The sequence below is a fragment of the Actinoallomurus sp. CA-150999 genome, from assembly GCF_050942425.1.
Classification (GTDB): domain Bacteria; phylum Actinomycetota; class Actinomycetes; order Streptosporangiales; family Streptosporangiaceae; genus Actinoallomurus.
Genome location: NZ_CP192063.1, coordinates 1,864,247 through 1,891,077 on the forward strand (window position 1 = coordinate 1,864,247; position 26,831 = coordinate 1,891,077).

General features: G+C 70.7%; 24 protein-coding genes. 16 read left to right on the forward strand and 8 right to left on the reverse strand.

Translation table 11 applies throughout. The features are described from left to right. The first annotated feature begins 37 nt into the window (after positions 1-37). Both ACQP2O_RS08855 and ACQP2O_RS08860 read left to right on the forward strand, forming a co-directional pair. The gene (locus ACQP2O_RS08855) at positions 38-3,253 is read left to right on the forward strand and encodes an ATP-dependent helicase (protein WP_433181647.1); all 3,216 of its coding nucleotides are present in this window, start codon (positions 38-40) and stop codon (positions 3,251-3,253) included. Between the two features lie 432 nt (positions 3,254-3,685). Continuing rightward, positions 3,686-7,030: an ATP-dependent helicase gene (locus tag ACQP2O_RS08860; protein WP_433181648.1), complete on the forward strand. Its 3,345-nt coding sequence runs from the start codon at positions 3,686-3,688 to the stop codon at positions 7,028-7,030. A gap of 129 nt (positions 7,031-7,159) precedes the next feature. Here ACQP2O_RS08860 and cyaB read toward each other — a convergent pair whose 3' ends face one another. The 3 genes from cyaB to ACQP2O_RS08875 form a co-directional block, all read right to left on the reverse strand. Next, positions 7,160-7,717 (reverse strand): class IV adenylate cyclase, encoded by a 558-nt coding sequence (cyaB, locus tag ACQP2O_RS08865; protein ID WP_433181650.1) that lies wholly within the window; start codon positions 7,715-7,717, stop codon positions 7,160-7,162. A 55-nt stretch (positions 7,718-7,772) separates the two neighbouring features. Then, positions 7,773-8,060, reverse strand: coding sequence for a hypothetical protein (locus ACQP2O_RS08870; protein ID WP_433181651.1), 288 nt, complete (start codon positions 8,058-8,060; stop codon positions 7,773-7,775). A gap of 369 nt (positions 8,061-8,429) precedes the next feature. After that, positions 8,430-9,224: a hypothetical protein gene (locus ACQP2O_RS08875; protein ID WP_433181653.1), complete on the reverse strand. Its 795-nt coding sequence runs from the start codon at positions 9,222-9,224 to the stop codon at positions 8,430-8,432. Positions 9,225-9,425: 201 nt separating this feature from the next. On the opposite strand from ACQP2O_RS08875, the gene ACQP2O_RS08880 reads away from it, so the two are divergent. Together ACQP2O_RS08880 and ACQP2O_RS08885 are read left to right on the forward strand one after the other, a co-directional pair. Continuing rightward, positions 9,426-9,554, forward strand: coding sequence for a hypothetical protein (locus ACQP2O_RS08880; RefSeq protein ID WP_433181654.1), 129 nt, complete (start codon positions 9,426-9,428; stop codon positions 9,552-9,554). A gap of 104 nt (positions 9,555-9,658) precedes the next feature. Beyond that, positions 9,659-10,087, forward strand: coding sequence for an MmpS family transport accessory protein (locus ACQP2O_RS08885; protein ID WP_433181656.1), 429 nt, complete (start codon positions 9,659-9,661; stop codon positions 10,085-10,087). Between the two features lie 98 nt (positions 10,088-10,185). Here the strand turns inward: ACQP2O_RS08885 and ACQP2O_RS08890 are convergent, their stop codons facing one another. Together ACQP2O_RS08890 and ACQP2O_RS08895 are read right to left on the reverse strand one after the other, a co-directional pair. Beyond that, complete coding sequence (locus ACQP2O_RS08890) at positions 10,186-10,296, reverse strand: DUF397 domain-containing protein (protein WP_433181657.1); 111 nt, start codon at positions 10,294-10,296, stop codon at positions 10,186-10,188. Positions 10,297-10,314: 18 nt separating this feature from the next. Further along, positions 10,315-11,169, reverse strand: coding sequence for a helix-turn-helix domain-containing protein (locus ACQP2O_RS08895; RefSeq protein WP_433181659.1), 855 nt, complete (start codon positions 11,167-11,169; stop codon positions 10,315-10,317). A 208-nt stretch (positions 11,170-11,377) separates the two neighbouring features. Between ACQP2O_RS08895 and ACQP2O_RS08900 the strand changes: the two genes are divergently transcribed. The 5 genes from ACQP2O_RS08900 to ACQP2O_RS08920 all read left to right on the forward strand — a co-directional run bounded on the left by ACQP2O_RS08900 (position 11,378) and on the right by ACQP2O_RS08920 (position 14,776). Beyond that, entirely contained in the window at positions 11,378-11,863 is a 486-nt protein-coding gene (locus ACQP2O_RS08900; RefSeq protein WP_433181661.1) for an ATP-binding protein, read from the forward strand. Further along, the gene (locus ACQP2O_RS08905; protein ID WP_433181662.1) at positions 11,860-12,039 is read left to right on the forward strand and encodes a hypothetical protein; all 180 of its coding nucleotides are present in this window, start codon (positions 11,860-11,862) and stop codon (positions 12,037-12,039) included. Before ACQP2O_RS08900 ends, ACQP2O_RS08905 begins: the two co-directional genes overlap by 4 nt. A 203-nt stretch (positions 12,040-12,242) precedes the next feature. Beyond that, complete coding sequence (locus tag ACQP2O_RS08910; RefSeq protein WP_433181664.1) at positions 12,243-13,202, forward strand: radical SAM protein; 960 nt, start codon at positions 12,243-12,245, stop codon at positions 13,200-13,202. A gap of 18 nt (positions 13,203-13,220) precedes the next feature. After that, a complete protein-coding gene (locus ACQP2O_RS08915) occupies positions 13,221-14,051 on the forward strand; it encodes an aminoglycoside phosphotransferase (RefSeq protein WP_433181665.1) in 831 nt (276 codons plus the stop codon). Further along, positions 14,051-14,776 carry an AAA family ATPase gene (locus ACQP2O_RS08920; protein WP_433181666.1) on the forward strand — a complete coding sequence of 242 codons (726 nt, stop codon included), beginning with the start codon at positions 14,051-14,053 and terminating at the stop codon, positions 14,774-14,776. Before ACQP2O_RS08915 ends, ACQP2O_RS08920 begins: the two co-directional genes overlap by 1 nt. Positions 14,777-14,845: 69 nt before the next feature. Here the strand turns inward: ACQP2O_RS08920 and ACQP2O_RS08925 are convergent, their stop codons facing one another. After that, entirely contained in the window at positions 14,846-15,826 is a 981-nt protein-coding gene (locus ACQP2O_RS08925) for an aldo/keto reductase (RefSeq protein ID WP_433181668.1), read from the reverse strand. A gap of 124 nt (positions 15,827-15,950) precedes the next feature. Here ACQP2O_RS08925 and ACQP2O_RS08930 point away from each other — a divergent pair, with 124 nt between their 5' ends. Next, positions 15,951-16,319 carry a MerR family transcriptional regulator gene (locus ACQP2O_RS08930; RefSeq protein ID WP_433181670.1) on the forward strand — a complete coding sequence of 123 codons (369 nt, stop codon included), beginning with the start codon at positions 15,951-15,953 and terminating at the stop codon, positions 16,317-16,319. 3 nt (positions 16,320-16,322) lie between these two features. Here the strand turns inward: ACQP2O_RS08930 and ACQP2O_RS08935 are convergent, their stop codons facing one another. Then, positions 16,323-19,160, reverse strand: a complete 2,838-nt coding sequence (locus ACQP2O_RS08935; RefSeq protein ID WP_433181672.1) for a glycoside hydrolase family 35 protein — start codon at positions 19,158-19,160, stop codon at positions 16,323-16,325. Between the two features lie 525 nt (positions 19,161-19,685). Here ACQP2O_RS08935 and ACQP2O_RS08940 point away from each other — a divergent pair. The 3 genes from ACQP2O_RS08940 (at position 19,686) to ACQP2O_RS08950 (ending at position 24,024) form a co-directional block, all read left to right on the forward strand. Beyond that, the gene (locus tag ACQP2O_RS08940; protein ID WP_433181674.1) at positions 19,686-20,807 is read left to right on the forward strand and encodes a HesA/MoeB/ThiF family protein; all 1,122 of its coding nucleotides are present in this window, start codon (positions 19,686-19,688) and stop codon (positions 20,805-20,807) included. Positions 20,808-20,811: 4 nt separating this feature from the next. After that, on the forward strand, positions 20,812-22,068 hold the full coding sequence (locus ACQP2O_RS08945; RefSeq protein ID WP_433181676.1) for a hypothetical protein: 1,257 nt from the start codon (positions 20,812-20,814) through the stop codon (positions 22,066-22,068). A 123-nt stretch (positions 22,069-22,191) separates the two neighbouring features. Next, the gene (locus ACQP2O_RS08950) at positions 22,192-24,024 is read left to right on the forward strand and encodes a serine/threonine-protein kinase (RefSeq protein ID WP_433181678.1); all 1,833 of its coding nucleotides are present in this window, start codon (positions 22,192-22,194) and stop codon (positions 24,022-24,024) included. 253 nt (positions 24,025-24,277) lie between these two features. On the opposite strand, the gene ACQP2O_RS08955 is transcribed toward ACQP2O_RS08950, so the two are convergent. Further along, entirely contained in the window at positions 24,278-25,096 is an 819-nt protein-coding gene (locus tag ACQP2O_RS08955) for a class I SAM-dependent methyltransferase (protein ID WP_433181680.1), read from the reverse strand. Between the two features lie 83 nt (positions 25,097-25,179). Between ACQP2O_RS08955 and ACQP2O_RS08960 the strand changes: the two genes are divergently transcribed. The 3 genes from ACQP2O_RS08960 (at position 25,180) to ACQP2O_RS08970 (ending at position 26,810) form a co-directional block, all read left to right on the forward strand. Next, positions 25,180-25,728: an AAA family ATPase gene (locus tag ACQP2O_RS08960; protein ID WP_433181682.1), complete on the forward strand. Its 549-nt coding sequence runs from the start codon at positions 25,180-25,182 to the stop codon at positions 25,726-25,728. Between the two features lie 23 nt (positions 25,729-25,751). After that, positions 25,752-26,126 (forward strand): DUF3761 domain-containing protein, encoded by a 375-nt coding sequence (locus tag ACQP2O_RS08965; protein WP_433181684.1) that lies wholly within the window; start codon positions 25,752-25,754, stop codon positions 26,124-26,126. Between the two features lie 87 nt (positions 26,127-26,213). After that, complete coding sequence (locus ACQP2O_RS08970) at positions 26,214-26,810, forward strand: GNAT family N-acetyltransferase (RefSeq protein ID WP_433181686.1); 597 nt, start codon at positions 26,214-26,216, stop codon at positions 26,808-26,810. The last annotated feature ends 21 nt before the right edge of the window (positions 26,811-26,831 follow it).

Sequence of the window (26,831 nt, forward strand, 5' to 3'; positions counted from 1 at the left end):
TCACGATCACCCCCGATGATCTGCTGCAATCACATATGTGTCAGCAGCGTCCTATCGCCTCGTGCGCCGCGCGGGTCCCGCGCAGTCGCCGCCCCCGGTGCTCGACGAGCACCAGCGGCGGGTCGTCGCGCACGCCGACGGGCCGCTGCTCGTGCTGGCCGGGCCGGGCACCGGCAAGACGACCACGATCGTCGAGACCGTCGTCGACCGTATCGAGAACCGCGGGGTCGACCCGGAGCGCGTGCTGGTCCTGACGTTCGGGCGCAAGGCGGCGGGGGAGCTGCGGGAGCGCATGACGGGCCGGCTGCGGCGCACCACCCGGACGCCGCTGGCGCTGACCTTCCACTCCTACGCGTTCGCGCTGTTGCGCCGCCAGGCCGCCCTGGACGGCGATGAGCCACCGCGGCTGCTGTCCGGCCCGGAGCACCTCCTCGAGGTCCGCCGGCTGCTCGGCGGCGAGGTCGCCGACGGCGCGCGGGACTGGCCGGCGCGCCTGCACGAGACGCTGAAGACACGGGGGTTCGCCGAGGAGCTGCGGGACTTCATCCTGCGCGCCGCCGAGCGCGGTCTCGGGCCGTCCGACCTGGTCACGCTGGGGCGCGGCCACCACCGGGACGACTGGTACGCGTCCGGGCGGTTCCTGCACCGGTACGAACAGCGCTTCGACGTCGACCCGATCATCGCCTACGACTACGCGGAGCTGGTCCGGGCCGCCGCCGGGCTGCTCACCGACGAGGACGTACGACGGCGGGAGCGCGCGGCGTACGACGTCATCCTGGTCGACGAGTACCAGGACACCGACCCGGCGCAGGAGTACCTCCTCCAGCAGCTGGCCGGGGGCGGGCGGGACCTCATCGCCGTCGGCGACCCCGACCAGTCGATCTACGGCTTCCGGGGCGCGGACGTGCGCGGCATCCTGGAGTTCCCCCAGCGGTTCCGTACGGTGACGGGGGAGGAGGCGCCGGTCGTCTCGCTGCGGACCTGCCGCCGGATGGGCCCGGTGATCCTGGAGGCGTCTCGGCGGGTGGCCGCCCGGCTGCCGCTCGGCGCGCTGGCCGGCGAGCACCGGGAGCTGCTGCCGGCCGAGGCCGCCGACGACGAGGCCGCGGACGAGCGGGCGGTCCGGGTCGTCGAGGCCGACAGCGCCAGCCAGGAGGCCGCGCTGGTCGCCGACGAGCTCCGCCGCGCCCACCTCCTGGAGAACGTCCCCTGGTCGCGGATGGCGGTCCTCGTACGGTCCGCGGTACGCCAGGTGCCGCCGCTGCGCCGCGCCCTGGCCGCCGCCGGCGTGCCCGTCGTCGTGGCCGGCGACGAGGTGCCGCTGATCAACGAGCCCGGCGCGCGGCCGTTCATCGTGCTGCTGCGGGCGGCCCTGCGGCCCGCGCTGCTCGACGAGGAGGCCGCCGAGGAGCTCGTGGTCGGCCCATTGGGTGGCGCGGACGCCCTGGGCCTGCGCCGGCTCCGCCGCGCCCTGCGCGACCTGAACTCCCTGTCCGGTGAGGACACCGGCGACGGGCTGCTCGTCCGGGCGCTGAACGACACCCGCGAGCTGCTGCTCATCAACCCGAAGGTCCGTGAGCCGGCCGAACGGGTCGCCCGGCTCATCGCCCTCGCCCGCGAGACCGTCCGGGGCGGCGGCGGGGCCGAGGACGTGCTGTGGGCGGTGTGGCAGGAGAGCGGCCTCGCCGACCGGCTCCTCGAGCAGAGCGTCCGGGGCGGTGCCCGGGGCGCGGCGGCCGACCGGGACCTCGACGCCGTGGTCGCGCTGTTCGACATGGCCGCGCGATTCACCGACCGGCTGCCGCAGGCGGGCCCGGAGGTCTTCCTCGACGACCTGGCCTCGCAGGAGATCCCCGGCGACAGCCTGGCCGAGCAGGCGCCCCAGGGCGAGGCGGTGCGCATCCTCACCGCGCACCGCTCCAAAGGGCTCGAATGGGACCTCGTCATCGTCGCCGGCGTGCAGGAGGGCGTCTGGCCCGACCTGCGACTGCGCGGCTCGCTGCTGGGCAGCGAGGAGCTCATCGAGGCCGCGACCGGCCTCACCGACCCCGATAACACCGGGGGGTGGTGGGGCGCAGCCACGGGGGTGGAAGCAGGGGCGTCGCTCGCCGCCAAGATGATGGAGGAGGAGCGGCGGCTGTTCTACGTCGCGGTGACCCGGGCCCGGCACCGCCTCATCGTGACCGCCGTCGGCGGAGAGGACACCGAGGACCGGCCGTCGCGGTTCATGCGGGAGCTGGTCCCCGACGCCGCCGAGCACGCCCAGCTCGACGAGCGCACGCGCTGGCTGTCCCTGCGGGCCCTCGTCGCGGACCTGCGCTCCGCGGTCAGCGACCCGAAGACGCCCGCCCCGCTGCGCCGGGCCGCGGCCGGGCACCTCGCCCGCCTCGCGCGCGCCGGGGTGCAGGGCGCCGACCCGCGCGACTGGTACGCCCTGACGGAGCTGTCCGACCCCGGCCCCGCCTTCCGCGAGGACGAGAAGCTCGTGCTCTCGCCGTCGCAGGTCGACACGTTCGAGAAGTGCGGGCTGCGCTGGCTGCTCGCCTCCTGCGTGGGCGCGGAGGACGGCGGCGCGGGGGAGTTCGCGACGATGGGCCGGGTCATCCACGCGGTCGCCGAGCTCGTCGGCACCGACGAGAACGTGAACGACATCGACATCGCCAAGCGGCTCGACGAGATCTGGGACGACCTGGACTTCCGCAGCGTCTGGTACTCCGAGAAACAGCGGAGACAGGCCGAGGAGATGGTCGCCAAGTTCATGGCCTGGCACGAACGCGCCGACGCCCGCGAGCTGGTCTCGATCGAGGAGCCGTTCAGCATCGACCTGGGCCGGGTCGAGATCCGCGGCCGGATCGACCGGGCCGAGCGCGACGGCGACGGCAACGCCTGGATCGTCGACATCAAGACCTCCAGCGCCGTCGTACGCGAGGACGACCTGGCCCGCCACCCGCAGCTCGGCGTGTACCAGCTGGCGGTCATGCTCGGCGCGTTCGCCGACAAGGGCCTGATCGAGCCGGGCGGGGCCGAGCTCATTCAGGTCGGCAAGGCGTCCTACGCGGCCCGGGTGCGCGTCCAGACCCAGCCTCCGCCGTCGGCCGACGAGGACCCGCAGTGGCCGCGCAAGCTCGTCGACCGCGTCGCCGAGGGCATGGCCAGCCCGGTCTTCGAGGCCCGCCGCGACGACCACTGCCGCAACTGCCCCGTACGCGGCTCCTGCCCCGCACACGACGACGGCGGCCAGGTGACGCCGTGACCGCCCCGTACGGCGGCGGTGCCGTGACGCGGCGTCGTCGAGATGCTGCGACCGGTCCGTTCGGCGGCGGTGCCGTGACCCGGCGTCGCCGGGGTGCCGTGACCGGCCCGTGCGACGCCCGTGTCGTGACCCGGCGTCACCGGGGTGGCGTGATCCGCCCGTTCGACGGCGGTGTCGCGACTCCGCGCCGGCGAGACGATGCGACCGGTCCGTTCGATGGTGGTGCCGTGACTCCGCGCCGCCGAGCTGCTGCGACCGGCCCGTGCGACGCCCGTGATGTGACCCGGCGTCGCCGGGGTGGCGTGATCCGCCCGTTCGGCGGCGGTGCTGTGGTCAGGTGCCGGCGAAGTGTCGTGGCCGGTCCGTACGGTGGCGGTGCCACGACCCCGTACCGCCGGGTGCCGTGACCGGACCGAGGGGCGGGGGTGTGCGGTGATCAGTCCGCAGGAGCTGGCGCACCGGCTCGGCGTGCCCGAGCCGACGCCCGACCAGGCCGCCGTCATCGAGGCGTCGCTCGGCCCGATGGCGGTCATCGCCGGGGCGGGGTCCGGCAAGAGCGAGACCATGGCGGCCCGTGTCGTCTGGCTGGTCGCCAACGGGCTCATCCGGCCCGAGCGCGTGCTCGGCCTGACGTTCACTCGCAAGGCCGCGGCCGAGCTCGCCGAGCGCGTACGCCGCCGGCTCGACCAGCTGCGCGAGCACGAGGATCTCATCGACCCGCAGATCCTCGACGGCGAGCCCACCGTGTCGACCTACCACGCGTACGCCGCGCGGCTGTTCGGCGACCACGCGCTGCGCGCCGCGCTGGAGCCCACGATGCGGCTCGTCACCCCGGCGGTGGCCTGGCAGATCGCAGCGCGCGCCGTCGACGCGTACGACGGGCCGATGGACGCCGTCGAGTGGGGGCCCGACACCGTCACCAAGGCGGTCATCGGGCTGTCCGGGGAGTTGTCGGAGCACCTGCGCACCCCCGACGACGTACGGCGGCTGGGCGGCTGGCTGAACGAGCGGTACGCCGAGGTCAAGAAGCCGACCAAGAAGCACCAGGGCTCGATCACGACCGCGCAGGCGGTGCGTGAGCAGCTCATGCCGCTGGTCGAGGCGTACCAGCGGGCCAAGGCCAAGCGGGAGGTGCTCGACCACGGCGACCAGATGGCGCTCGCCGCGCGGATCGCGGCCGAGCACCCCGAGGTCGGCCAGATCGAGCGGTCCCGCTACGCCGCCGTGCTGCTCGACGAGTACCAGGACACCAGCCACGCCCAGCTCGTGCTGCTGAAATCGCTGTTCGGCGGCGGGCATCCGGTCACGGCCGTCGGCGACCCCTGCCAGTCGATCTACGGCTGGCGGGGTGCGAGCGCCGGTAACCTGCTCGGCTTCGTCCGCGACTTCCCGTACGGCGAGCGGCCCGCGCCGATGCGGCAGCTGTCGACCAGCTTCCGCAACGGCGAACGGGTCCTCGACGCGGCCGCCCGCATCCAGGGCGAGCTGCGGGAGGAGGCCAAGGACGTGCCCCGGCTGTGGCCGGGCGCGGCACAGCAGGCGCGCGGGCGCGTCGAGTGCGGGCTGCTCGACACCGTCGAGGACGAGGCCGAGCGGCTGGCCGACCGCATCGTCCGCCTGCTGAGGCAACCGAAGGAGCTCGCCCCGGACGGCGACGTCTGGGAGAAGACGAGCCGGCACGGGCCCGGTCTCCAGCCGTCCGACGTCGCCGTCCTGGCCCGCAAGCGCGCGCAGTTCCCGCTGATCCGGGCGGCGCTGGAGTCCCGTGGCGTCCCCGTCGAGGTGGTCGGCCTCGGCGGGCTGCTCACCGTGCCGGAGGTGCAGGACGTCGTCGCCACCCTCAAGGTCGTGCACGACCCGACGGCCGGAGCGTCCCTGGCCCGCCTGCTCACCGGCCCGCGCTGGCGCCTCGGCCCGCACGACCTGGTCGCCCTCGGCCGCCGCTCCCGAGAGCTGGCCCGGGAGGGCGCCCGCGACCTGGATCCCGACGCCGGGCCGTCACCGGACGCCGGGAGCGGCGACCGGACGGGGGAGGACGGCGCGTTGGGCGACCGCTCATCGCGCTCGCAGTTCGACGCCGCCGACCCGCTCCGGCAGGTGGTCCAGGAGCTGAACGACGAGAACGGCAGCCTCGTCGACGCCCTCGACGACCCCGGCCCGGCCGAGAAGTACAGCGACGAGGGGCACGCCCGGCTCGAACGTCTCCGCGACGAGCTGCGGGTCCTGCGCCGCCACGTCGGCCTGCCACTGCCCGACCTGGTCACCGAGGTGGAGCGCACGCTCGGCCTCGACATCGAGGTCGCCTCCCGGCCCGGCCTGGACCCGGTGACCGCGCGCGCCGACCTCGACGCGTTCGTCGACGCCGCCGCGTCCTTCGCCGGCGACGCGGAGGACCCGACGCTCGGGGCGTTCCTCGCCTACCTGAAGGCCGCCGAGTCCGAGGAGTTCGGCCTGGAGGCGGGCCGCGTGGGCGAGACCAACAGCGTCAAACTCCTGACCGTGCACGCCGCCAAGGGCCTGGAGTGGGACGTCGTCGCCATTCCCGGTCTCGTCTGGAGCCCGACGAAGGACGGCGCGCCCGGCGCCGGATCGGTCTTCCCCGCCCGGCCGCAGAACTCCTCCCGGTGGACCACGAACGCCCGCGTCCTGCCGTACCCGCTCCGCGGCGACCGCGCCGACCTGCCGCCGCTGAACGGCCTGCAGAAGGACGACGTCGAGGAGTTCAACGCCGCCACCGCCGACCGCGACCTGCGCGAGGAGCGCCGCCTCGCGTACGTCGCCGTGACCCGCGCCCGGCACCTGCTGATCGCGACGGGGTACCGCTGGGGCACCGCCAGCCGTCCGCTGCAGCCCTCGCCGTTCCTGGAGGAGATCCGGGAGGCGTGTGAGGCGGGCGCGGGCCAGGTCGGCTACTGGGCCGACGAGCCGGTCGGCGAAGAGAACCCGCTGCTAGCCGAGCAGGACACCGCCTCCTGGCCCGCGCTTCCGGAGGGGGAGCGGTACGACGCGGTCGCCGAGGGCGCCCGGATGGTCGACGACGCGATCCACGGCCGGCTCCGCCTGGGCTACCTCCCGCTCGCGCCGCGCGACCGCCGCCGCGCCTCCGCGTGGGCCCGCGACGTGGAGCTCCTGCTGGCCGAGCGCGACCGTGCGCGCGGCGTCGACGGTCTCGCCGTCGAGCTGCCCGCGCACCTGTCGGTGTCGTCGCTGGTCACGCTGGCCCGTGACCCGGCGGCGCTGGCCCGCCAGATCCGTCGGCCGCTGCCCCGGCCCCCGGCCCCGTACGCCCGGCGCGGCACCGCCTTCCACCGCTGGCTGGAGTCCCGCTGGGGCCAGCAGCGGCTGCTGGACCTCGACGACCTGCCCGGTGCCTCCGACGAGGGCGCGAGCGCCGACACCGAGCTCGAGACGCTGCAGGCGGCGTTCGAGCGCAGCGCCTGGGCCGACCGGGAGCCGCACGACGTGGAGGTGCCGTTCGAGACCATGGTCGGCGACCGTCTGATCCGGGGCCGGATGGACGCGGTGTTCCGCACGGACGACGGCGGCTACGAGGTCGTCGACTGGAAGACCGGCCGCCCGCCCACCGGCGAGGAGGCCCGTGTCGTGTCCGTGCAGCTCGCGGCCTACCGCATCGCCTGGGCGCAGCTCGCGGAGGTCCCGCTCGACAAGGTCAGCGCCGCGTTCCACTACGTCGCCGCGGACCGGACGATCCGCCCCGCCGACCTCCTCGACGCCGACGGCCTCGCAGCCCTCCTCGAACGGATCGCCACGGTCTGACGAGATCGGGATTGGATAAAGGCCGCTGAATCCTGTCCAGCCTTGCCCATGGCTGGCTTGGCTGGACGGGGACGGCCCAGGCACATGGGGTGCTCTGGGCGTGTTGTGGTGGCAGGGCGGTGCTGTGACTCAGCGTTCCCGACCGAGGAGCATGTGGGGGTAGCCCCGGTTGATCCTGTCGCCGAGGCGCACGTCGAGTCCGTCGATGAACTCTTGGAGGCGTGTGATGGCCTCCTCGGCGCTCTCGGCTTCGCCCTTGAACTCGAACTCGACGAAGTGCCCGGCGTCGGCCACGGTGTCGAACGCGACGATGACCTCACCCGGGATGGTCCATTCCTCGCGGGTCTTGTCCACGGTGACCAGCTTCGTGAAGTCGAGGGCGATGAGCGTCCGGCGCAGTGCTTCGACGTCCTCGACGGGCGTCTCGTACTCGTCGCAATGCGTCTTGATTTCGGCGTCCTCGGGAAGCCACCGCTTGTAGTTTACCGAGGCGCCGGTGTCGGTCTCGCGGAGACGTAGCCACTCGGAGATCACGGCGGGGGCGAGGAAGTCACGGTGTGGGGTGTTGTAGTAGGTGTCCACCTGCCGGACGGCCGGGCCGCGCTTGGCGCCGCGTTCCTCTAGCTCCTTCTTGAGCTTGTCCGGCTGGGTGAGCGCGAACTTCTGCTCGACCTCGATGTACTTCACTGTCGCTCTCTCCTCGATGGTGGGTCGTCCCAGTGGGGAGCCTAGGGACGGGAGGTCATGGCGCGTGGCGTTTCGCCGTCCGGGAGGCGAACGCGTCGCGGAGTGGGGCGAGCGATCGGTGCAACCAGGCGATTTCGTCGCCGGTCAGCGGTTCGCCGAGACTCGTGATCGTGGTGTTGATCTGCTCGGCGTCTCGGAAGCCGACCAAGGCGGGGGCGGCCGAGTCACGGGCGAGGGCGTAATGCAGTGCGACGCGCGCCAGGTCCGGCACGGTCGCGCCGAAACGTTCCCGGACGGAGGCGAGGCCGTCGTACACCTCGCGGAGTGCCTTGGGGGTGAACATCGGGTCTTGGCGACGGTGGTCGCCGTGGCCGAACACACGGGGGCGGTCAGGGTGGTGGGTGCCGAGCAGGACGCCTTGTCCGAGCGCGTGCTTGATAATCGGTTGCTGGACCTCGACGACCTGCCGGGCGCGTCCGATGAGGGCGCGAGTGTCGACACCGAGCTCGAGACACTGCGGGCGGCGTTCGAGCGCAGCGCCTGGGCGAACCGGGAGCCGCGCGATGTGGAGGTGCCGTTAGAAGATCCCCACGGCCTGACGAGATCTCTTCCGTCCCACCGGTGGTCAAGGGTGCCTCGGTGCCTCGCGCTCCGGCTGGCGCGGCGAGCGGGTCGCCGGCCGGCTCGGGAGCGCTGCGACGCGACCGGTCCTTCAGCGGAAGACGGGGCGCATGGCGTAGATCCGGTTCGGCTTGTTGTAGCCGAAGAAGACCCGGGTGCCTCGACCCGCGGGCGCGACGGCGAGGCCCTCGCTCTCGCCGGTCAGCGGGATGTCGATCGTGTCGGTGATCTTGCCTCGCCGGTTCAACACGGTGATCTTGTTGTCCGTGTAGTAGAGGATCTTGTCACCGGCCATCTCGAGGCCCTGCGGCACGCCCTGGTACGGCAGGGGGAAGGTCGACCGGACCTTGCCGCGCATGTCGGTGAAGGCGAAGACGAACGGCCCCTGGTCGCCCGGTCCCGCGTGGACGAGCAGACCGTCGCGCCGGGGGTCGACGGCGACGAGCCCGGAGTTGCCCAGCGACGCGAAGTCGATCGTCCGGACGATCTTCGGGTCGTGGGTCGCGATGTTCACGACGTTGACCTTGGTGGGGTTGGTGCCGCCGCCGGTGGCGATGTACAGCATCCCGTCGGCGGGGCGGATGCTGAGCTCGGCGGCGTGGCCGACGGCCAGCGGCTGAGTCTCCTTCAGCTTCTTCCCGGAGCGGTCGTACACCCGGATGACCCCGTTGCCGCCGCCGACGTCGAACCCGACGTAGAAGCGGCCGTGCCGGTAGGCGAGCCCCTGAATGTTGCCGGTGTCGGGCACGTTGAAGACGAGGTCGAACTCGTACGTGCGGGCAGACGCCTGCCCGGCGTCGGCGACTAGCGCCGCGGCGCCGGCCAGCCCGGCGCCTCCGGCGCTCGTGAGCAGCCTCCGCCGGGTCATGGATCGTGCGGGTTCCATGCTCCTCCTGCCTGTCTCTGACATCGCGACGTGGATGCTTATTAACATCCCCATCTGATTAGTTAACGGAGCTTGTAACGGGAGGCTCTTCGCCGTCAAGATCGGACAGCGATCGAGATCACCGACCGAAGCCGCCCGCGTCGTCGAGGCGGTCGCCGAACTCCTCGCCGAGGGCGCCTGCCCGATCTGCGAGCAGCCGCGATGCTTCGCCGTGACACCTGCGGGAGCGTCTCGCTGAAGGCCGGTGCCGTCTGGGTGCTCGCCCGTACCCGCCTGTGGCCGGGCGGCACGATCCTCCTCGCGATCGCCGCGGGCTGGATCTCGCCCTGAGCCCGGCGTTACACCGGATGCTCCGACTGGCCGGAGCAGGTCACCACGCCACCCGTCACTCTGCGCGCTGCGTCCAACACGCGCATCGACCACGGAGGGAACCCATGCGCTTCATCGCTGCCGCCGCCCTGGCCGTCCTCGTCCTCGCGGGCTGCAAGGCCCCCGACGACTCCGACCCGAACCTCGCCACGCCACCCGCAGCCGGCGGCTCCGCTCCCGCACAGCCGACCAAGGTGGCCAAGCCGAAGAGCGACACCCGGGTCATCACCTATCGGGTCGGCGGGTCGGCCGACTCCGCCGACGTGACGTACTCGACGGCCAGTGGCCAAGAGCAGCAGCAGGGCGCGAGCCTGCCGTGGACAAAGTCCTTCAAGGTGAAGCGCGACGCGTTCACGATGGTCGATATCTCGGCGCAGAACCAGGGCAGCGGCACGGTGACGTGCGAGATCGACGTCGACGGCGTCAAGGTCAAGGCCGCGAAGAGCTCCGGGCAGTACGCAGTCGTCTCCTGTGATCACAGCCTGGGCTTCTGATCCACAACCGTCGGCCCGGCGGGGTACGCTGGGCGCGGCTAGGTACGGAAAAGGGGCCACCGGCGTCAGCACCGGGGCCCCTTCTTCCTTCTCTGAGGCTACTCGTCGTCGGAGCGCTCGGTCAGCGTCGCGACTTCAACGCATGCGCCGTTCTGGTTGCTGCGGAGGCTCTTCCTCCACGCAGCACCGGACACATCTCTGGGTGGCATAGGTACGTCTTCCTGATCTCAATGGCTGGACCGTTCGGCCAGCATCGTCAGCGTAACGCTGGGGTTCGCAGCCTGCCCAACGAGACTGATGAATGCATCGTGGTAGGCGCCGACTTCCTCCGGCTCCTCGAGGAACATCTGGCCGACCAGAAGATCGACGTACACCGCATCCCGATCGGTCGGCTCTGGGAACTGCAGGATGTTGAACGAGCCGCTCACGCTGGGGTGCACGCCGGCCTCGAACGGAATGACGTGCAGGGTGACGTTCGGCAGTCGGGTCAGTTTCTGGAGGTGGTCGAATTGGGCTCGCATGGTCTCGTTGCTGCCGACGCGGCGGTGCAATGCGGCCTCATCCATGACGGCGATGACGCGGAGTGCCGGGTCGTTGTGCAGCGCCTCCTGGCGGCGCATGCGGATCTCGACCTTGGCGTCTACCTGCTCGCCACCTGCCGTGGCCCGGCCTCCGCCGATGATCGCCCGCGCATACTCGGGTGTCTGAAGCAGGCCGGGCACGATCAGAGGTTCGAACGCGAGCACGCTGGCAGCCTCGGCTTCCAAACCGATGTAGTTCGACAGCTCCTCCGACAGCCACGCGTGGTAGGGGTCCCACCAGCCTTTCTTGCGACCGTCGCGGGCGAGCTGCATGAGGTGCTCACGTAGGAGATCGTCGGTGCCGTAGATCTCGCAGAGCAGCGCGATGTCGTTGACGTCGTAGCGCTTGCCCTCGTTGCGCTCCATGCGAGTGAGCTTGCTGGGCGCCCACTCCAGCCGGGCGGCGACCTCGGCACTCTTCATGCCGGCATCGTCGCGCAGGCTGCGCAGCTGCTGCGCGAGGCGACGGCGGCGCAGGGTAGGGCTCTCCCGTGTCGGCATGGGTGTCTCCGCTGATTCGAAGTGGCCAGGTGAGGTGATGGTAATGCGCTCCGTAATCACGTTCATGGAAACCTGACATTCGTGACTATAGTCGCGCAACCTAACTTGGGTCTTGCGAGTTAGGTCCGTCGCGAGCATGATGAGCGCGTACCTAGCCGCCACGCCCGGCCTTGCCAGCCAGGCTCCCTACCTGGGGAGATGATCCCCCGTGCCATCCGACCCAGCGGTCATCGCCGACCGCCCCCCATCCCCGCCGTCGTCCTGGCTCGTGCTCCGAGCTCTCCCCGAGTACGCCGCCCGGGCCCGCGCGTTCGCCCGCAGCGAGGTCGACGGATCCCCGCACGACCCGTACGAGGTCGCTCTCCTGGTGAGCGAGATCGTGACGAACGCGATCGTCGCCACCGCCGCCATGCGGGCGTGGCCGTACGACGTGTACCCGATCGGCATGAACCTCGTCGTCACCGACCGGTACATGCACCTGGCCGTCACCGACCCCGACCACCGGCCCCTGCCGGCCTCCGACGAGGGCGGCCAGCTCGCCGAGCACGGCCGCGGGCTTCACATCGTCGACGAGGGAGCTGTCGCCCGGTGGACGGTCTACTTCGAGCACGGCAAGACCGTGCACGTCGTCATCGCCGCACCGGACGTAGTCCTGACGGCCGCCGAGCTCGAGCAGATCGGGGTGCCCACGTGAGCCCCCGCCGCTCGACTTATGCGGAGGAGCTCGAGGCGCTGCTGCTCATCCTGCGCACGGTCTACGTGGTCGGGCAGCCCGCCGGTCAGCGTGGCCCGGACGCGATGCTGTGGCTCATGAAGGTCGACCCGGACTCGGCAGAGAAGGTCCTCGCCCAGTACGGGCAGATCACCTAGACCCCCGCGCGGCCGGTACCCCCTGCGATCGGCCGCGCGAGAAGTCCCGGTAGGAGAGGCCGGACGCCGCGGCCCCGGATGTACTTCGCGGGCGCCGGGGTCACGGCCCATCCCACAGCAGCAAGGCCAACAGAAACGGGGCTGACAGCGTGAACCAGGGCACCGACACTGCATTTTGTTCGCGTTGAGAAAGGAGCGTCACCATGCACCGAAACCAGACGCGGTTCGTGTGGTTAGAGATCACAGGTAAGTGCCAACTGCAGTGCACGCACTGTTACAACGAATCGGGGCCTACCGGCACGCACGGCATGATGACCGTGCCGGACTGGCGCCGGGTCATCGATGAGGCAGCCGAGCTCGGCGTCGAGCTGATCCAGTTCATCGGCGGGGAACCCACTCTCCACCCGGCGCTGCCCGAGCTCGTCGACCATGGCCTGGAGCGAGGCATGGAGGTCGAGGTGTTCAGCAACCTCGTGCATGTCCGCGCCGACCTGTGGGACACCTTCACCCGGCCCGGCGTGAGGCTGGCGACCTCCTGGTACTCCGACGATCCCATCGAGCACGCCGCCATCACCCGGCGGCCGGGCCATCTCCGGACCCGCGCGAACATCGCCGAAGCCGTACGCCGCTCGATCCCGCTGCGGGTGGGCATCATCGGCGTTCTCGACGGCCAGCGCACCCGCCAGGCCGAGGCGATGCTCGCCGACCTCGGCGTCACCGACATCGGGTATGACGACCTGCGACAGATCGGCCGAGGCGTCCGCGACCGCCCACAAGGGGTTGACCAGCTGTGCGGCGCGTGCACGAGCGGCAACGTCGCCGTCGGCCCGGACGGTACTGTGTGGCCATGCGTGATGGCACGCTGGCTTCCGATCGGGAACGTCAACGACAGCACGCTCAGCGACATCGTGGTCGGCCCGCAGACGGCGTCGGTGACCGAATACCTCAACGCGCACTTCGAACCGATCGAGGCGCCGTGTACCCCGAAGATGTGCAACCCGCAGTGCGGACCAAGCTGCAGCCCCGCCTGCAACCCGCAGAACAACTGCCGGCCGAAAGGGAACTGCGCCCCCTCCTATAGCTGCGGGCCGTGTAGCCCGAAGGATCGGACATGCAGCCCTGACATGAGCTGCCGTCCGAACAACTGCAGGCCAACACGCTAGACACGAATCGGGGGATCGATGACCGGCGAGCAGGCCGAGGAGGAGCGGCAACGGTCATTCCTGCGTCGCGTGCTGGCCGAAGCCGCTGACCGGATAGGCGCGCCGCTGGCGGGTGAGGCGGTGTTCGGCTGGCGGGACCGCACGATAGGCGCCCCCGCTCTGAAGGAAGGGAAGCGGTTGTGGCTGCGGGCCACGGCCGAGCATCGCGACTGGACCAGCAGTGAGGAGTGGATCGGTAACCAGGATGCCGCGCACCTGAGCGACATACCCAAGCCCGCGCTGCTGGACCGGATCGAATGGGACGAGGCGGAGGTCATGATCTATGCGGAGCTGATGACCTTCGTATCTGACCGGCCTTGCTCGCCGACACCCGAACTCCACGAACCCCTCGACCTGCCACGCTCGTGGTGGAAGAGCCTGCGTGACGCCCTAGACGCCCTCGCCGGGCAGACAACCCGCCGCGGCGCGGAGAGCCCCGGCTGGTACAAGCCGACGCTACGGGTCTTCTTCGGTGCCCGCGCCGACCACCTGCGCCCGGCATGGAGTACCGAGCACATGGATATGCACTGGGCCAACCTCACCGCACCGCGCCTGTGGGTCCTGGACTGGGAGCACTGGGGCCGCGCCCCGGCCGGGTACGGTGCGGCCAGCCTGTACTGCCACAGCCTGCTCGTGCCGGACATGGCGCGACAGGTGCACGACACCTTCGGCGACGTCCTGGAGCCGCCGGAAGGCCGGTACGCACAGTTGTGCGTGATCGGGCACATGCTCCGCCGCATCGACCGAGGTGACTACCTCGACCTGGCCGTACCGCTGCACGAGCACGCCGACCGCATCCTGGATGCCTGATGCTGCTGACCCGTATCTACCTCGACCCCGACCACCGGCCCGCGTGGCCATTCACCCTGCCGCCGGTCCAGCACCTCGCCGAGCACGGCTTGTCATTCGGGCGACCTGTCACGTTCCTGGTCGGGGAGAACGGTTCGGGCAAGTCCACGATCGTGGAGGCGATCGCCGGCGCCTGCAAGATCTCCTCCCAGGGAGGCAAGGCCGGCACCAAGTACGCCAGCACCGGCGAGTCGACCCCGCTCGGCGAGGTACTACGCACCGACCTGACCTCGAATGGGCTCAGACTCATCAGTGGCCCACGCCGCCGCCGTTCCGGATTCTTCTTCCGTGCCGAGACCCTGTTCAACCTCGGCCAGAACGTCTCGGGGATGTACGGCTTCTGGGAGGAAGACCTCACCGAGCAAAGCCACGGTGAGGGGTTCTTCACGGTGCTGGAGGCCATGTTCAACGAACCGGGCCTGTACCTGATGGATGAGCCCGAGGCCGCCCTGTCCTTCACCTCCTGCCTGCGCCTGGTCGCCCTCATGGACCACCTGGCGAAGATCGGTGGCCAGATCATCTGCGCCACCCATTCACCGGTCCTGGCCGCCACACCCGGCGCCGACATCATCGAACTCGGCGACCACGGCCTCGATCGCACCGCCTGGGACAAGTTGCAGCTCGTCGATCACTGGCGACGGTTCATGGCCAAGCCCAGCCTGTACCTACGGCACGTCACCGGCTGAGAGCGCCAGACGCTCCCGGCTCGCGCTGGTTGGCGGGAAAGACGTCATCAAGATCGGGCAGGAGCGCGGTCACCGATCGAAGCCGTCCGCGTCGTCGAGGCGGTGGCGGAGGTCCTCGTCGAGTTCGAGGTCGGCCGCTGCCAGCGCGTCGTCGAGCTGTTCGACGGAGCTGACGCCGATGACCGGGATGATCGGCGGGTCCCCGCCCATGAGCCAGGCCAGCACCACCTGGTTGACCGTGGCCCCGGTCTTGTTCGCCACCTCCTGGAGCGCGGCGAGCCGTGCCGGGGTGCCCGGGTGGTCGTACGACGGGTGCAGCGGCCGGTCCGGACGGGTGTAGGTGCCGCTCAGCAGCGGGCTGTAGGCCCACAGGCTCATGTCCGGCTCGCTGCGGACATAGTCGAGCGTCTCCGCGTCGACGTTCCCGAACAGGTGGAAGTCCGGGTCGGCGGCGTCGAGGCGGGGGCGCAGGTACGAGTGGCGGAGCTGGAGGCAGGTGTAGGCGGCGCGGCCCTGGTCCCGTCCCATCGACCGGGCCCGCTCGACCTTCCATAGGGCGTGGTTGCTCGCCCCGAGGACCCCGACCTTGCCCTCCTCGACGAGCGAGGCGAAGGCGTCGACGGTCTCCTCGAGCGGTACGGTCCGGTCCTCGACGTGCGCCCAGTACACGTCGACGTGGTCGGTGCCGAGCCGGCGCAGGCTCCCCTCGATCGCCGACCGGATCGCCGCCGGCGAGAGCCCTTCACCGCTCTCCTGCCAGCTCGTGCCGGGAACGGTCGGCTGCGCCCCGACCTTCGTGCTGATCACCACCTGGTCGCGGGTGCCGCGGTCGGCCAGCCACCGGCCGAGCACCGTCTCGCTCTCCCCGCCGGCTCCGCCCTTCTCCCAGAAGGCGTAGTTGTCGGCGGTGTCGATGAGGGTGCCGCCGGCCTCGACGAAACGGTCGAGGAGGGCGAACGCCGTCTTCTCGTCGGTCCGGGTGCCGAACAGCATGGCGCCGAGGCACAGGGCACTGACGCCGGTGCCGTCGGCGAGCGTGAATCGTCGCATCGTCGTGTCCTCTCAAGGAGTCGTCGGGGGACGCGACCGACTCTGCACTCTGGAGCGCACTCCAGGTCAAGCGGGAACACCTGGAGCTTGACCTGGAGTGCGCTCCAGGTGTGATCATCGGTTCGTGACGTTCTACTCACCGGCCCAGGCGTCGGAGAAGACCGGCTTCAGCATCGACACGCTCCGCTACTACGAGAAGATCGGCCTGCTCGACCGGATCGACCGTACGGCCGCGGGCCGTCGCCGCTTCAGCAGCGACGACGTGGGCTTCCTCGGCGTACTGCGCTGCCTGCGCGACACGGGGATGCCGATCGCGGAGATGCGGCGGTACGCCGAGCTCGCGCGGGGCGGTGCGGAGACGGTCGGCGAGCGCGTCGCCGTGCTGGAGACCCACGACGAGCGCATCGACCGGCAGATCGAGGCGCTCCGCGCCCAGCAGGAGCACCTCCGAGGCAAGATCCGCTACTACCGCGAGTCCTTCGACGTGGAGTGACCGCTATCGGGCCCCGTCGGCGCGTTCGAGCGTCACCGTGCCGAGACCGCCGGTGCCGTCGTACGACCAGACTCCGAGCGCGATCGTGTTGACGCCGTTCGTCCGGAGTACGCCGGGCGGGAGCACGAAGTCGTGCTGCGGGCCGAGGTCGGCGACGTACTGGCCGAGGTTCCAGCCGTTGACGAAGATCAGTGCGCGGGCGGCCTGGCCTCCGGCGAACCGCAGGACGAGTGGCGTGTCCTGGCCCTTGGGCAGCGAGAGCCGCACCCGCGTGCGATACCAGGCGATTCCCGGCGCGTGCGCCCCGCTGGGTGACGTCGCCCGCGGCCACGTACGGTCGGCGAAGGAGGGGAGCGTCCAGCCCGCCCGCTCGCCGTGCAGGCCGCCGTTGTTCAGCGGGCCGCGCACCTCGTCGTTCCCGCCGCCCTGGATCCGCCACGCGACCGCCGCGTCGGACCCGGTCAGGGCGGCCGACAGCAGGCCGCGCGGGTTCTTCTGCGCGTCGTTGCTTCCGCCGTCCTCGTTGTGGCCCATGTTCCGGACCAGAACGGAGACGACGTTGTGCGCGCCCAGGGCCTCCGGTGGGAAGGTGAAGTCCCGGCTGGAGTTCTGCCCGCCGGTCCCGGTCGACACCGTGCCGAGGAACGTCCCGTTGAGCCACACCGACCAGACGCCGGCCTTGCCGGTCCCGGCGGTCAGGGAGATGCCCGCCGCGGTGCCGTCGAAGCGCCCGCGGTACCAGACGTCGCCGTGGTGGAAGCCGTAGTCGTCGGCGTACAGGACGGGGAGCGTCTTCGGCTGCGTCGGGTTGTCCGTCGCCTGGTGGTCGGCGGCCGTCCAGCCCGAGTCGTCGAACCCGGGAGCCGCCTCGGGCGTGTCCTCGTGGAACCGCCACGAGTCCAGAGCGGGCAGGCTCACCGCGCGCGGACCGGGCACCGTGGCCAGCAGCGACCCGGACGCCGTACGGGCGGCGCGCACCGGCCGGCCGTTCCACAGGACCGTGCGCACGCCGGGACCCGCGAACACCTCGAGCGGACCGGCCTGCTCGGTCTCGCCCGTGAGCCGCAGCGTCGCGCCGTCGCGCTCGGCCGTCTTGACGAGGTACGGCCCGCGTACGAGGACGTTCCCGCCGGGCCGCCAGAACGTCGACGCGGTGTCGTCGTCGGCCAGCAGCAGGTCGAGCGGGGCGCGCCCGCCGCCGCTGATCCGCACCCGGGCGAGCCCGTCGTGCGTGTAGTTCAGCCGCAGGTCGGACCCGGACCACGTCGCCTGCACGTCGCCCGCCAGGACGTCGACGCGCGGCTGCGAGGCGTACCGCAGGACGGTCTCGCCCGCCTCTCCCTTACGGCCGTGCAGCAGCGCGACGTCCCGGTCACCGAGATCCTCATGGGTCATGATCTCGGACGTGGAGTAGACGAGGCGCTGATGGTCCATCGTGTACCCGGCGGTCAGGATCTTGTAGTCCGGCCCGTTCACGTGGATCGCCGTTCCCGGCTGCTGCGGCACCGTGTACGTCCCGTCGGAGGTCTCGACGCGCAGGGTGGTCGCCTCGTCGGTGGTCTGCTTGAGGTCCTCGTGCCGGAGGAAGTAGAACGTCGTGCCGTCGTCGGGATTGCGGTCGGCGTCCACGTGGACCGCCGCGCCGGAGTGCTCCGGCTGGCCGGGCAGGTCGTCGGTCTTGCGCAACGGCTCGACGGACTGCACGAAGTACCCCTGCTGCTTGAGCACCGGGACCTTGGCGGTGAGCCGCCGCGACTCGTCGAACGCCGCGCCGTAGTCGTACGAGGTGTAGACGACGTTCGGGTCGGCCTGCCAGCCCCAGTTCGTCCCGCCGTACAGCATGTAGAGGTTCTGCAGCGTGAAGTGGTTGTCGATGTTGTTCCCGTACGTGATGCGCTCGAACGACGGGCCGAACTTCGTCCGGTTCTCCTCGTACGACCCGCCGCCCCACGGCTGGAACCAGCCGCCCTGGAACTCCGCCCAGAACAGCGGCCGATTCGGCCCCGTGAAGCTCCGCATGAACGAGTAGTCGGTCACCGACGTGCCGGGGTAGGTGTCGGAGGCGTACAGGTCGGGCGCGCCCGCTCCGGAGGCCCACTTGCCCTGGCGTTTCTTGTCGTTGTGGAAGATCGGGACCGTGATGCCGTCGGCCCTGGCCTGCTCGGCGAGCTGCGTCATGTACGTCGCGTCCGAGCCGTCGTACTCGTTCTCGACCTGGTAGAGGATGACGGACCCGGTCCCGTTCGTCAGCTGGTGCCGGGCGATGATCGGGTCGATGTGCGCGAGCCACTCGCGGTAGGCCGCCGTGTAGTCCGCGGCGGCGCTGCGCGCCCGGCCCTTCTGCGTCAGCAGCCAGCCCGGGTACCCGCCGGCGTCCAGTTCTCCGTTGACGTACGGGCCCGGCCGGGCGATGACGTACAACCCGGCCTGTTCGGCCATCCGCAGCAGCCGGTCCACGTCGCGTACGCCGGTGAAGTCGTACTTTCCGGGAGCGGGGGAGTGGTAGGCCCAGCTGAAGTAGAGGGAGACGGTGTTGAACCCGGACGCCTTGATCTTCTGCAGCATGTCCCGCCACAGCTCCGGGCTCGGCAGCCGGAAGTAGTGGAACTCCCCGGACCAGATGTACTGCCGCTTCCCGTCGATCAGCAGGGAGTAGTGGTCGTAGGTGATCGTGTGCCGGGTCGGCGCCGCGGTCGCGCTCGCTGGAGCCGGGCCGGACACGGACGCACGGGTCGCCGCCGCGCCTGCCGTCGTCGACGTCGCGCCGGCCGCCGTCGCCGAGAGGATCGTGGTCAGGAGGGCGGTCAGGGCGGCCAGGAGCGGCAGGGGTCTTCCGCGCATCGTGGTCTCTCCGCGGGTCGGGGGCTGGCTCGGAACCTAGATCGGAAAACCTTTTCCGTCAACGGTGGCGCCGACGGCCGCAACGAACTCATCACCGCTTTCACCGCGTGACCGTGCGGGAGCGGTCCCCAGAGATATGCCACGTGTCCGCGTCCTTCGCGGACCGAACATCAATGATCAGAGAATGACGGAGCGCCGATCCGTCGGGGCGAATGCCGGTATTTTCGCGCGATGATACTGCCGAGTCGTGAATCGGGATACCCCTCAAAATTAGGGGGTCGTGGCCTTTCGCGGTACGCCATAACTTCGTGACCACGGGGCGGCACGATCGGCCGACGATGTACGGGGATCTGCCCCCTTAACCGTGCTAGTCGGAGGGGAGGCGAAAAATGGTCAAGAAGATCAAGATCAAGGTGCGCAAGCTCGACAAGCTCGAGACCACCGGTGGGCGCCAGGACAACAAGTAGGTGATCCGGCCGGAGCCGCCCGGTCGGGGCGGCTCCGGCCCTTCGAAAAGGGGGCATGATGCTAAAGCCGAGGATCAAGACCGCGCACCATCCCATTCGCCGCCCGGACGGAATGATCTGGATCGGCAGTCAGCAGTACGGCCTGGGAAGCGAACTCGACGACGAGTCGGGCCTGGTCTGGCCGTTGTGCCATCGAATGGACGGGACCCTGACCAGAGAAGAGCTGGTCAGGACGGTGGCCGCCGAGCGCGGCGCCGAACCCGGAGACGTCGTGGACGTCCTGGACTTCCTCATCGAGTCGGGCTGGGTGGAAGACGTGGGTGCCGAGCCGCCCACCTCTCTGTCCGAGCGCGAACTCGAGCGCTACGACCGCAGCGTGCAGTTCCAGGCGTGGATCGACATGACGCCACGGACGCATGCGTACGAGCTGCAGGCGAAACTGAAGGCGAGCACGGTGGCGGTGCTCGGTGTGGGCGGGATCGGCTCCGCCGTCGCCGCGGGCCTGGCCGCCTCGGGAGTCGGCCGGATCCACTGTGTGGACTTCGACACGGTGGAGCTGAGCAACCTGAACCGGCAACTGCTCTACGTCGAATCGGACCTCGGACGGAGCAAGGTCGAGGTGGCCGTCGAGCGGCTGGGGGAGCTCAACCGGGACATCGAGGTGACGGGCTCGGAGCTCCGGCTGTCCGGCCCAGAGGACGTCGTCGACTCGGTGCGGGGATCGGACGTCTTCCTCCTGTGCGCCGACGGTCCGAAGGGGATCGAGCACTGGGCGGATCAGGCCGCGCTACGACTCGGCGTGCCGTGGGTGAATGGTGCCTACGCCGGGCCGATGCTGTGCGTCGGCACCTTCATCCCCGGTGAGACCGGCTGCCAGCAGTGCATGCTCGACGGAGAAAGAGAACGTCGGTCGGCGGCCGGTCACGCCGACCTCCTGGCGACGCGGCGGATCCCCGGATTCCATCCGGTGATGGCGCCGACCGCGCAGATGGCCGGCCACTTCGCCGCGCTGGAGGCCCTCTTCCTGCTGTGGGGCATGCCCGTACAGACGGCCGGCCGGAAGCTTCACCGCAACTTCCTCGACTACGACCACCAGTACTACATCGAAGCCAAGCGGCGTCCGGACTGCCCGATCTGCGGGGACTCACCGCACCCAAGGCCTGCGGTCGAGGAGATCTGAGGGCATGCCGATCACCGCTGACAGCCGGGTCGAGCTGCATCCGCTGCTGATCAAAGACGACGTCGAGCACTGGATCGTGGGCAGAGTCGACACCGGAGAGTTCGTCGAGGTCCCGGCCGAGGCGGTCACGTTCCTGCGCGCGCTGGAGGACGGCGAAGGCGTCGGAAGGGCCACGGACCGCGTCCGCGAAAGACACGGCGAGGAGATCGACGCCGGGGAGTTCGTCGACGACCTGATCGACCTCGGTTTCGTCGCCCGGCTCGACGGTGACCCGGTCGGTACCCCGCCCAGGCCGCCCAGCCTGCGCCGGCTGCGGCCGGCGCACGTTCGCTGGATCTTCCGGGGCCCCACGCTCGTCGCGATCTACGCGTTCGTCGTGGCGGGTCTGGCCACCTCCGCGATCCGCGGTGACCTCGTTCCCGGCTTCCGGGTCTACTTCATCACCGACTCGCAGAGCGTGAACCTGGCCTGGAACACCGCGATGGTCATGGCGGCCATAGCGCTGCATGAGTTCTGCCATCTCGCCGCTGCCCGCGCCGAAGGCGTCTACGCCCGGATCGGCCTCGGGACCCAGTTGCAGTTCCTCGTGGCGCAGACCACGGTTTCGGGTCTCTGGGGCTCGCCCCGGCGGATCCGGCTGCGGGTCTACCTCGCCGGGGTGACCTCCGACCTCGTGATCATCGCGGCCTGCTCCCTGGCCATCACCGCCCTCGAGCCGACCGGCTTCGCGCGCCGGTCGTGCGAAGCGCTCATCCTCAGCCTGCTGCTGTCGATCGCCCACCAGTTCGCGCTGTACATGAGAACCGACATGTACTTCGTGCTCCAGGAGATCCTGCGCTGTAAGAACCTGTACGCCGACAGCCGGGACTTCGCCTGGTACGTCCTGCGGCGGGCCGTGGCCGCCACGGTCGGCAAACGGCCCCCGGCGGATCCCACGGACGACCTGCCATGTCATGAGCGCAGACCCGTCAGGGCCTATTCGGCCCTCATGGTCCTCGGCTCGCTCGTCACCCTCGCTCTCTTCGCCGCTTACACCGCGCCCATCCTGTTCACCTTGTTCTTCCGGGCCGGCTCCGAGGTGTTCGACGGGGCCGCCTCGGGAAGCATCGGTCACGCCGCCGACGGACTCACCGTCTTCGCGGTCGAGGGCACCTTTCAGCTCATCTTCCTAAGGCTCGCCATCGCGAAACACGCCCCGAAAATACGCGCGGCACTCGACGTCCTCTGCCGCAGGAAGGGCCGAGTCCCTGACGGCGCTTGATCGCACAGACGCTGTGTCGCCCGGGCCGCAGGGTGAAGGTGGCATGCGGCACCGCCAGATCTCCCTGCCCCGGTTCCCGGTTTCCGCCTGGCGCGCCCGCGTTGAGTAGATCATTATTGACCTGTGAACGAATGGTCACTTCCCGGATACGTCACCTTGCGGGAGCTGGGACGGGGCGGTTTCGGCCGCGTCGTGCTCGCTCGGCATGAGGCCTCGGGCACGCATGTCGCCATCAAGTACCTGACCGTTACGGACGAGCGCTTCCGCACGGAGTTCCGAGAGGAAGCGCGGATCCTGCGCGGTCTCGACGACCCGAACGTGGTCCGCCTCTTCGAGTACGTCGAGGGGTCGCAGGGTGCGGCGATCGTCATGGAGGCGATCGACGGGGTGTCGCTCAGGGCGCTGCTCGACGAGGGCGGCACGCTGGAACCGGAGGCCGCCCTGGCGGTGCTGAAGGGATCGCTGCTCGGCCTCTGGGCCGCGCACGACGTGGGTGTCGTCCACCGCGACTACAAACCCGCCAACGTCATGGTCGACGGTGACGGCCACAGCAAGTTGATCGACTTCGGCATCGCGGTGCGCTCTGGCGTGGCGGGCCAGATCATCGGCACCCCGGCGTACATGGCACCGGAGCAGTGGGCCGGGGCACCCGCCTCGCCCTCCACCGATGTGTACGCCGCCACGTGCGTCTTCTTCGAATGCGTGATGGGCCGCAAGCCGTACCCGGGCGATACGACCGAGGCCCTTCGCGCCCAGCACACGAGCGGCGAGATTCCCGCTGATCAGGCACCGCCGCCGATCCAGGCGCTGATCTACCGGGGCCTGGCCAAAGACCCGGCCGACCGGCCGCGGAGCGCGCTGAAGTTCGCCGAAGAGCTGGCCATGGCGGCGGCCGCCGAGTACGGGCCCGAATGGGAGTCCAACGGTTGGAGGCGGCTGGCCGAGGCCGCGGCCGGCCTCGCCGCGCTGTTCCCGTTCGCGGCTCTCGTCGCGGGTACGACCCCGGGCGCGGCCGGCCACGCGGGCGGCGCCGCGGCGGGCAAGGCCGCTGCGGCAGGTAAGGCCGGTGCGGTGGGCAAGGCGGGTGCGGCAGGTAAAGCGGCCGCTGGAGGTAAGGCCGCCGCGGCCGGCGGACGCGGCGCGCTCACCAAGGTCCTCGGCACGAACGCCGGGATGAAGGCGGCCGCCATCGCGACCGGCGTCGTGGTGGCAGGTTCGGTGACGACCGCCGCCATCGTTCTGAGCCAGCCGAAGAAAACGAAGACCGCCGCCGCCGCGCCCATCCGGGTCGAGCTGGCCTCCTACAATCGCCCCGTCGCCGGCCTCGACCTGAGCGACGCGCGCTACGCCCACGTGAGCGGCGTCCGGGACGCCGCCGTGCAGCGCAAGATCGATCAGGGGCTGTTCGCTCCACTCGACTGGGCCATCACGGCGATGCAGAAGGCGTCCGCCCAGCATCAACCGCCGTGTACGAAGCCGACCGTCCTGCGTGCACGACCCGAGGTCGGGATGAGCGGGCCGCGCCTGGCCTCGGTCCAGTACGCGCTGCCGATAACGTTCTGCGCCCCCCTCGACTTCCAAATGCCCCGGGTCAACGCCACCGTCGACCTGCGCACGGGGAAGGCGCTGACCGCCGACGACGTGTTCCGGCCCGAGACGCTCACCTCGAGCGGGCTGGCGACGCTGCTGAAGCGGGTGACTCCTCATGTCACCGACCAGGGTCTGTATCAGGTATGTGTTCAGCCGCCGATGCGGCGCGAGGACTTCTTCCCCGGTGCGCCGGTCTTTTCGTCACAGCCGCATCCGGCGCGCGTCTCGGCGTTCTTCACGGCCAAGGGAATGGTCCTCAGCTGGTCGCATGTGGGAAGCGAATGCCCCTACTACGGGATCACCCTGGCGTACTCCGAGGTGCGGGACCTGCTCACCCCACAGATCGCCGCAGCACTACCCGCATAGCCGCTCGGCCGCGGCCGTCGTGCCGGTCGGCGTGGCCGGGAAGTGAGTCCCGAAACCGACGGCCGGTGCGGACGCGGCACCGGCGGAGGCCGGTGCCGACCCGCGTCAACGGCGGGCTCGCTCTCGTCGTGGACGGCGGGCTCGCCCTCGTCGTCAACGGCGGGCTCGCTCTCGTCGCGCGCGCACCCGGGATGACTGCCCGAGGCGTACGAAGTTGCAGGTCCTGACCCTGATCGTCGGGTGGCCGTCGAGATCAGGCGCTCGGTGTCCGGCCGAACGCGATCAGGTGCGAACTCGCGGGAAGGAGAGCGGGGTCGGAGTCGGCGATCCGCGCCGCCATGACGGCGGACGCGACATGCGCCGATCCGGCGAGGGACTCCCCGGTGTGGATGGTGATCCCCCTGAGGGCCGCCCACGCCGGGCCTTCCACCCCGAAGAGGTCGACGTCGGTGAAACCGGCCTCGGTCACTTCGGCCTGGAGCTCGTCCGTCGTGTGAAAGTACGCGGTCGTGAAGCCGAGCTCGCGGCTGTGACGCCCGGTGTCGATCGACTGCCGGACGATCGAAGCGGTGCTCGGCGTGAGGCGAGCGGCCGCCGCCAGGTCGATCAGTGCCGCGTGCCTGCTGATCGCGGCCGCCGCCATCAGCCCGCCGGGCCGCAGGACCCGCCGTGCCTCCCGCAGCGCCTGGACGCGGTCGGCCCGGCGTACCAGGTGGTAGAGCGGGCCGAGCAGGAGGACGACGTCGTAGGACCCGTCCTCGGCGCGCAGGGCGCGGGCGTCCCCGAGTTCGGTGGTGCAGTCGCACCCGGCGCGCGCCTGCCGCAGGTGCCGTTCGACCGGGTCGACCAGGTGGACGTCGTGGCCGTCGGCCACCAGCCAGCGCGCGTGGGTCCCCGGGCCGCCGCCGACATCGAGCACCGAGGCCGGGGGAACGGGCAGATGCCGCCGAAGCAGTTCCTGCGTCCGGATGAACTCCAGCTCGCCCTGCCCCGTCGAGGACAGGCGGGCGGATTCGTCGTATGCCGATGCGTAGAAGTCGATGATCTCCGACGCGACTTGATGTCCCTCCATATTCGGATTCTGCTGACCGCTGCGCTCGACCGCACGCGAATTATCGATCGCGCGAAGAGCCCGGAAGCTGCCACCCTGCGGACATGGATCAGGCGGAGGCACTGCTCATCGGAGGGCGCTCCGGCGTCGGGAAGACGACGATCGGGTGGGAGGTCTCGGCCCGGCTGCGGGCCGCGGCGGTCTCTCACGCGATCCTCGAGGGCGACTTCATGGGGCAGGTGCACCCGGCTCCAGAGGGAGATCCGGACCGTTCGCGGATCACCGCACGCAACCTGGCGGCGGTCTGGGCCAACTTCGCCGAACTCGGCTACCGCCGTCTCATCTACACGAACACGCTGAGCGTCCTTCCGGAGGCGGCGGGCATGTTCCAGCGCGCCATGGGAGCGGACGTGCGAATCGTACGGGTCCTGCTCACCGCCTCCGACGCCACGGCCGGCGAGCGACTGACCGGCCGGGAGCTCGGCTCCGAGCTGGCGGACGGGCTGACGGCCAGCGCTCACAAGGCGCGGCTGCTCGACTCGCGAGCTCCTTCGGACACCGTGCGCGTCACGACCGACGGGCGGACCGTGACGGACATCGCCCGCGAGGTCGTCGCGGCCACCGGCTGGACCGGTGCCCCCGCCGCGTTGTGACGCCGCCGCCGTGTGGCTCTTACTTGACCCTTGCCGCGGCACTGCTGCTCGGCGGATGCGGTACCACCGCGACCGGCGCGGGCGGAGTCGCCACGCCGTCCGTGTCGCCCGGCGAATCCACGGCCCAGGCCGGCTCGCCCACCAGCGGACCGGAGCCGTCCGCGCCGGCGGGATCGTCGACGCCGGCGACCCGGACCGGAGGCGCCCGACCGCACCCGCACCGGCCGCACGCGCCGACGACGCATCGAGCGACCGTACGGCACCATCACGCGGCTCCCAAGGCACCGGATCACCCGGCCGGTGCGACGGCGCGGTGCAACGACGGCACCTACTCGTACGCCGCCCACCACCAGGGCGCGTGCTCACACCACGGCGGAGTGGCGGTGTTCTACCGCTGATCGTGGCCGATGGGCGCCTTTCACGACGCTCCCGGCCGCGCGGGAAATGGGATGCGTCCGGTGGGACCTTTCGGTAGAACGGCTGGCATGCCGATGCTCGTCGCGCCCGCCGAGCGGGTCCACGCCTCCTTCCTCGCCGCGATGGCCGAGTTCCGCGCCGAGGGGCGCGGCGGCCCGGACGACGCGAGCATGGTCGGCCGCGAGATCCGGGAGTTCGGCGGCGGGTGGGAGACGCCCACGGGATTCGCGGAGTACGCGCGGGCGCTCCGCGAGCAGGCCCTGGAGGACACGCCGAGACCGCCCGGGTTCGTGCCCTGCACGACGCTGTGGTGGGTCGACGGCGCGGAGTACCTCGGACGGCTGGCGATCCGGCACCGGCTCACGCCCGGCCTGCGCGAGATGGGCGGCCACATCGGCTACGACGTTCGCCGGTCGGCCCGCCGGCGCGGGCACGCGACGCGGATGCTGCGGGCCGCGCTCCCGGTCGCATGCGACCTCGGCATCGAGTCCGCGCTGATCACCTGCGACGAGGACAACGCCCCGTCGCGCAAGGCGATCGAGAAGAACGGCGGTGTGCTCGAGGACCGGCGGGGCGACGTGCTGCGATTCTGGGTGCCGACGCGTCCGGACGCGGGCGACCGCCCGCGGGCCGAGCGTCAGGAGGCCTCCGGCGAGGCGGGGTAGGCGGCGCTCGGCCGGTGGACC

Coding starts and splice junctions, on each gene's coding strand:
- ACQP2O_RS08870 (WP_433181651.1), bottom strand. CDS start 8,060: ATGTTCACCCCCAAGGCACTCCGCGAGGTGTACGACGGCCTCGCCTCC.
- ACQP2O_RS08875 (WP_433181653.1), bottom strand. CDS start 9,224: ATGGAACCCGCACGATCCATGACCCGGCGGAGGCTGCTCACGAGCGCC.
- ACQP2O_RS08880 (WP_433181654.1), top strand. CDS start 9,426: ATGCTTCGCCGTGACACCTGCGGGAGCGTCTCGCTGAAGGCCGGTGCC.
- ACQP2O_RS08885 (WP_433181656.1), top strand. CDS start 9,659: ATGCGCTTCATCGCTGCCGCCGCCCTGGCCGTCCTCGTCCTCGCGGGC.
- ACQP2O_RS08890 (WP_433181657.1), bottom strand. CDS start 10,296: ATGCCACCCAGAGATGTGTCCGGTGCTGCGTGGAGGAAGAGCCTCCGC.
- ACQP2O_RS08895 (WP_433181659.1), bottom strand. CDS start 11,169: ATGCCGACACGGGAGAGCCCTACCCTGCGCCGCCGTCGCCTCGCGCAG.
- ACQP2O_RS08910 (WP_433181664.1), top strand. CDS start 12,243: ATGCACCGAAACCAGACGCGGTTCGTGTGGTTAGAGATCACAGGTAAG.
- ACQP2O_RS08915 (WP_433181665.1), top strand. CDS start 13,221: ATGACCGGCGAGCAGGCCGAGGAGGAGCGGCAACGGTCATTCCTGCGT.
- ACQP2O_RS08920 (WP_433181666.1), top strand. CDS start 14,051: ATGCTGCTGACCCGTATCTACCTCGACCCCGACCACCGGCCCGCGTGG.
- ACQP2O_RS08925 (WP_433181668.1), bottom strand. CDS start 15,826: ATGCGACGATTCACGCTCGCCGACGGCACCGGCGTCAGTGCCCTGTGC.
- ACQP2O_RS08935 (WP_433181672.1), bottom strand. CDS start 19,160: ATGCGCGGAAGACCCCTGCCGCTCCTGGCCGCCCTGACCGCCCTCCTG.
- ACQP2O_RS08940 (WP_433181674.1), top strand. CDS start 19,686: ATGCTAAAGCCGAGGATCAAGACCGCGCACCATCCCATTCGCCGCCCG.
- ACQP2O_RS08945 (WP_433181676.1), top strand. CDS start 20,812: ATGCCGATCACCGCTGACAGCCGGGTCGAGCTGCATCCGCTGCTGATC.
- ACQP2O_RS08955 (WP_433181680.1), bottom strand. CDS start 25,096: ATGGAGGGACATCAAGTCGCGTCGGAGATCATCGACTTCTACGCATCG.
- ACQP2O_RS08960 (WP_433181682.1), top strand. CDS start 25,180: ATGGATCAGGCGGAGGCACTGCTCATCGGAGGGCGCTCCGGCGTCGGG.
- ACQP2O_RS08970 (WP_433181686.1), top strand. CDS start 26,214: ATGCCGATGCTCGTCGCGCCCGCCGAGCGGGTCCACGCCTCCTTCCTC.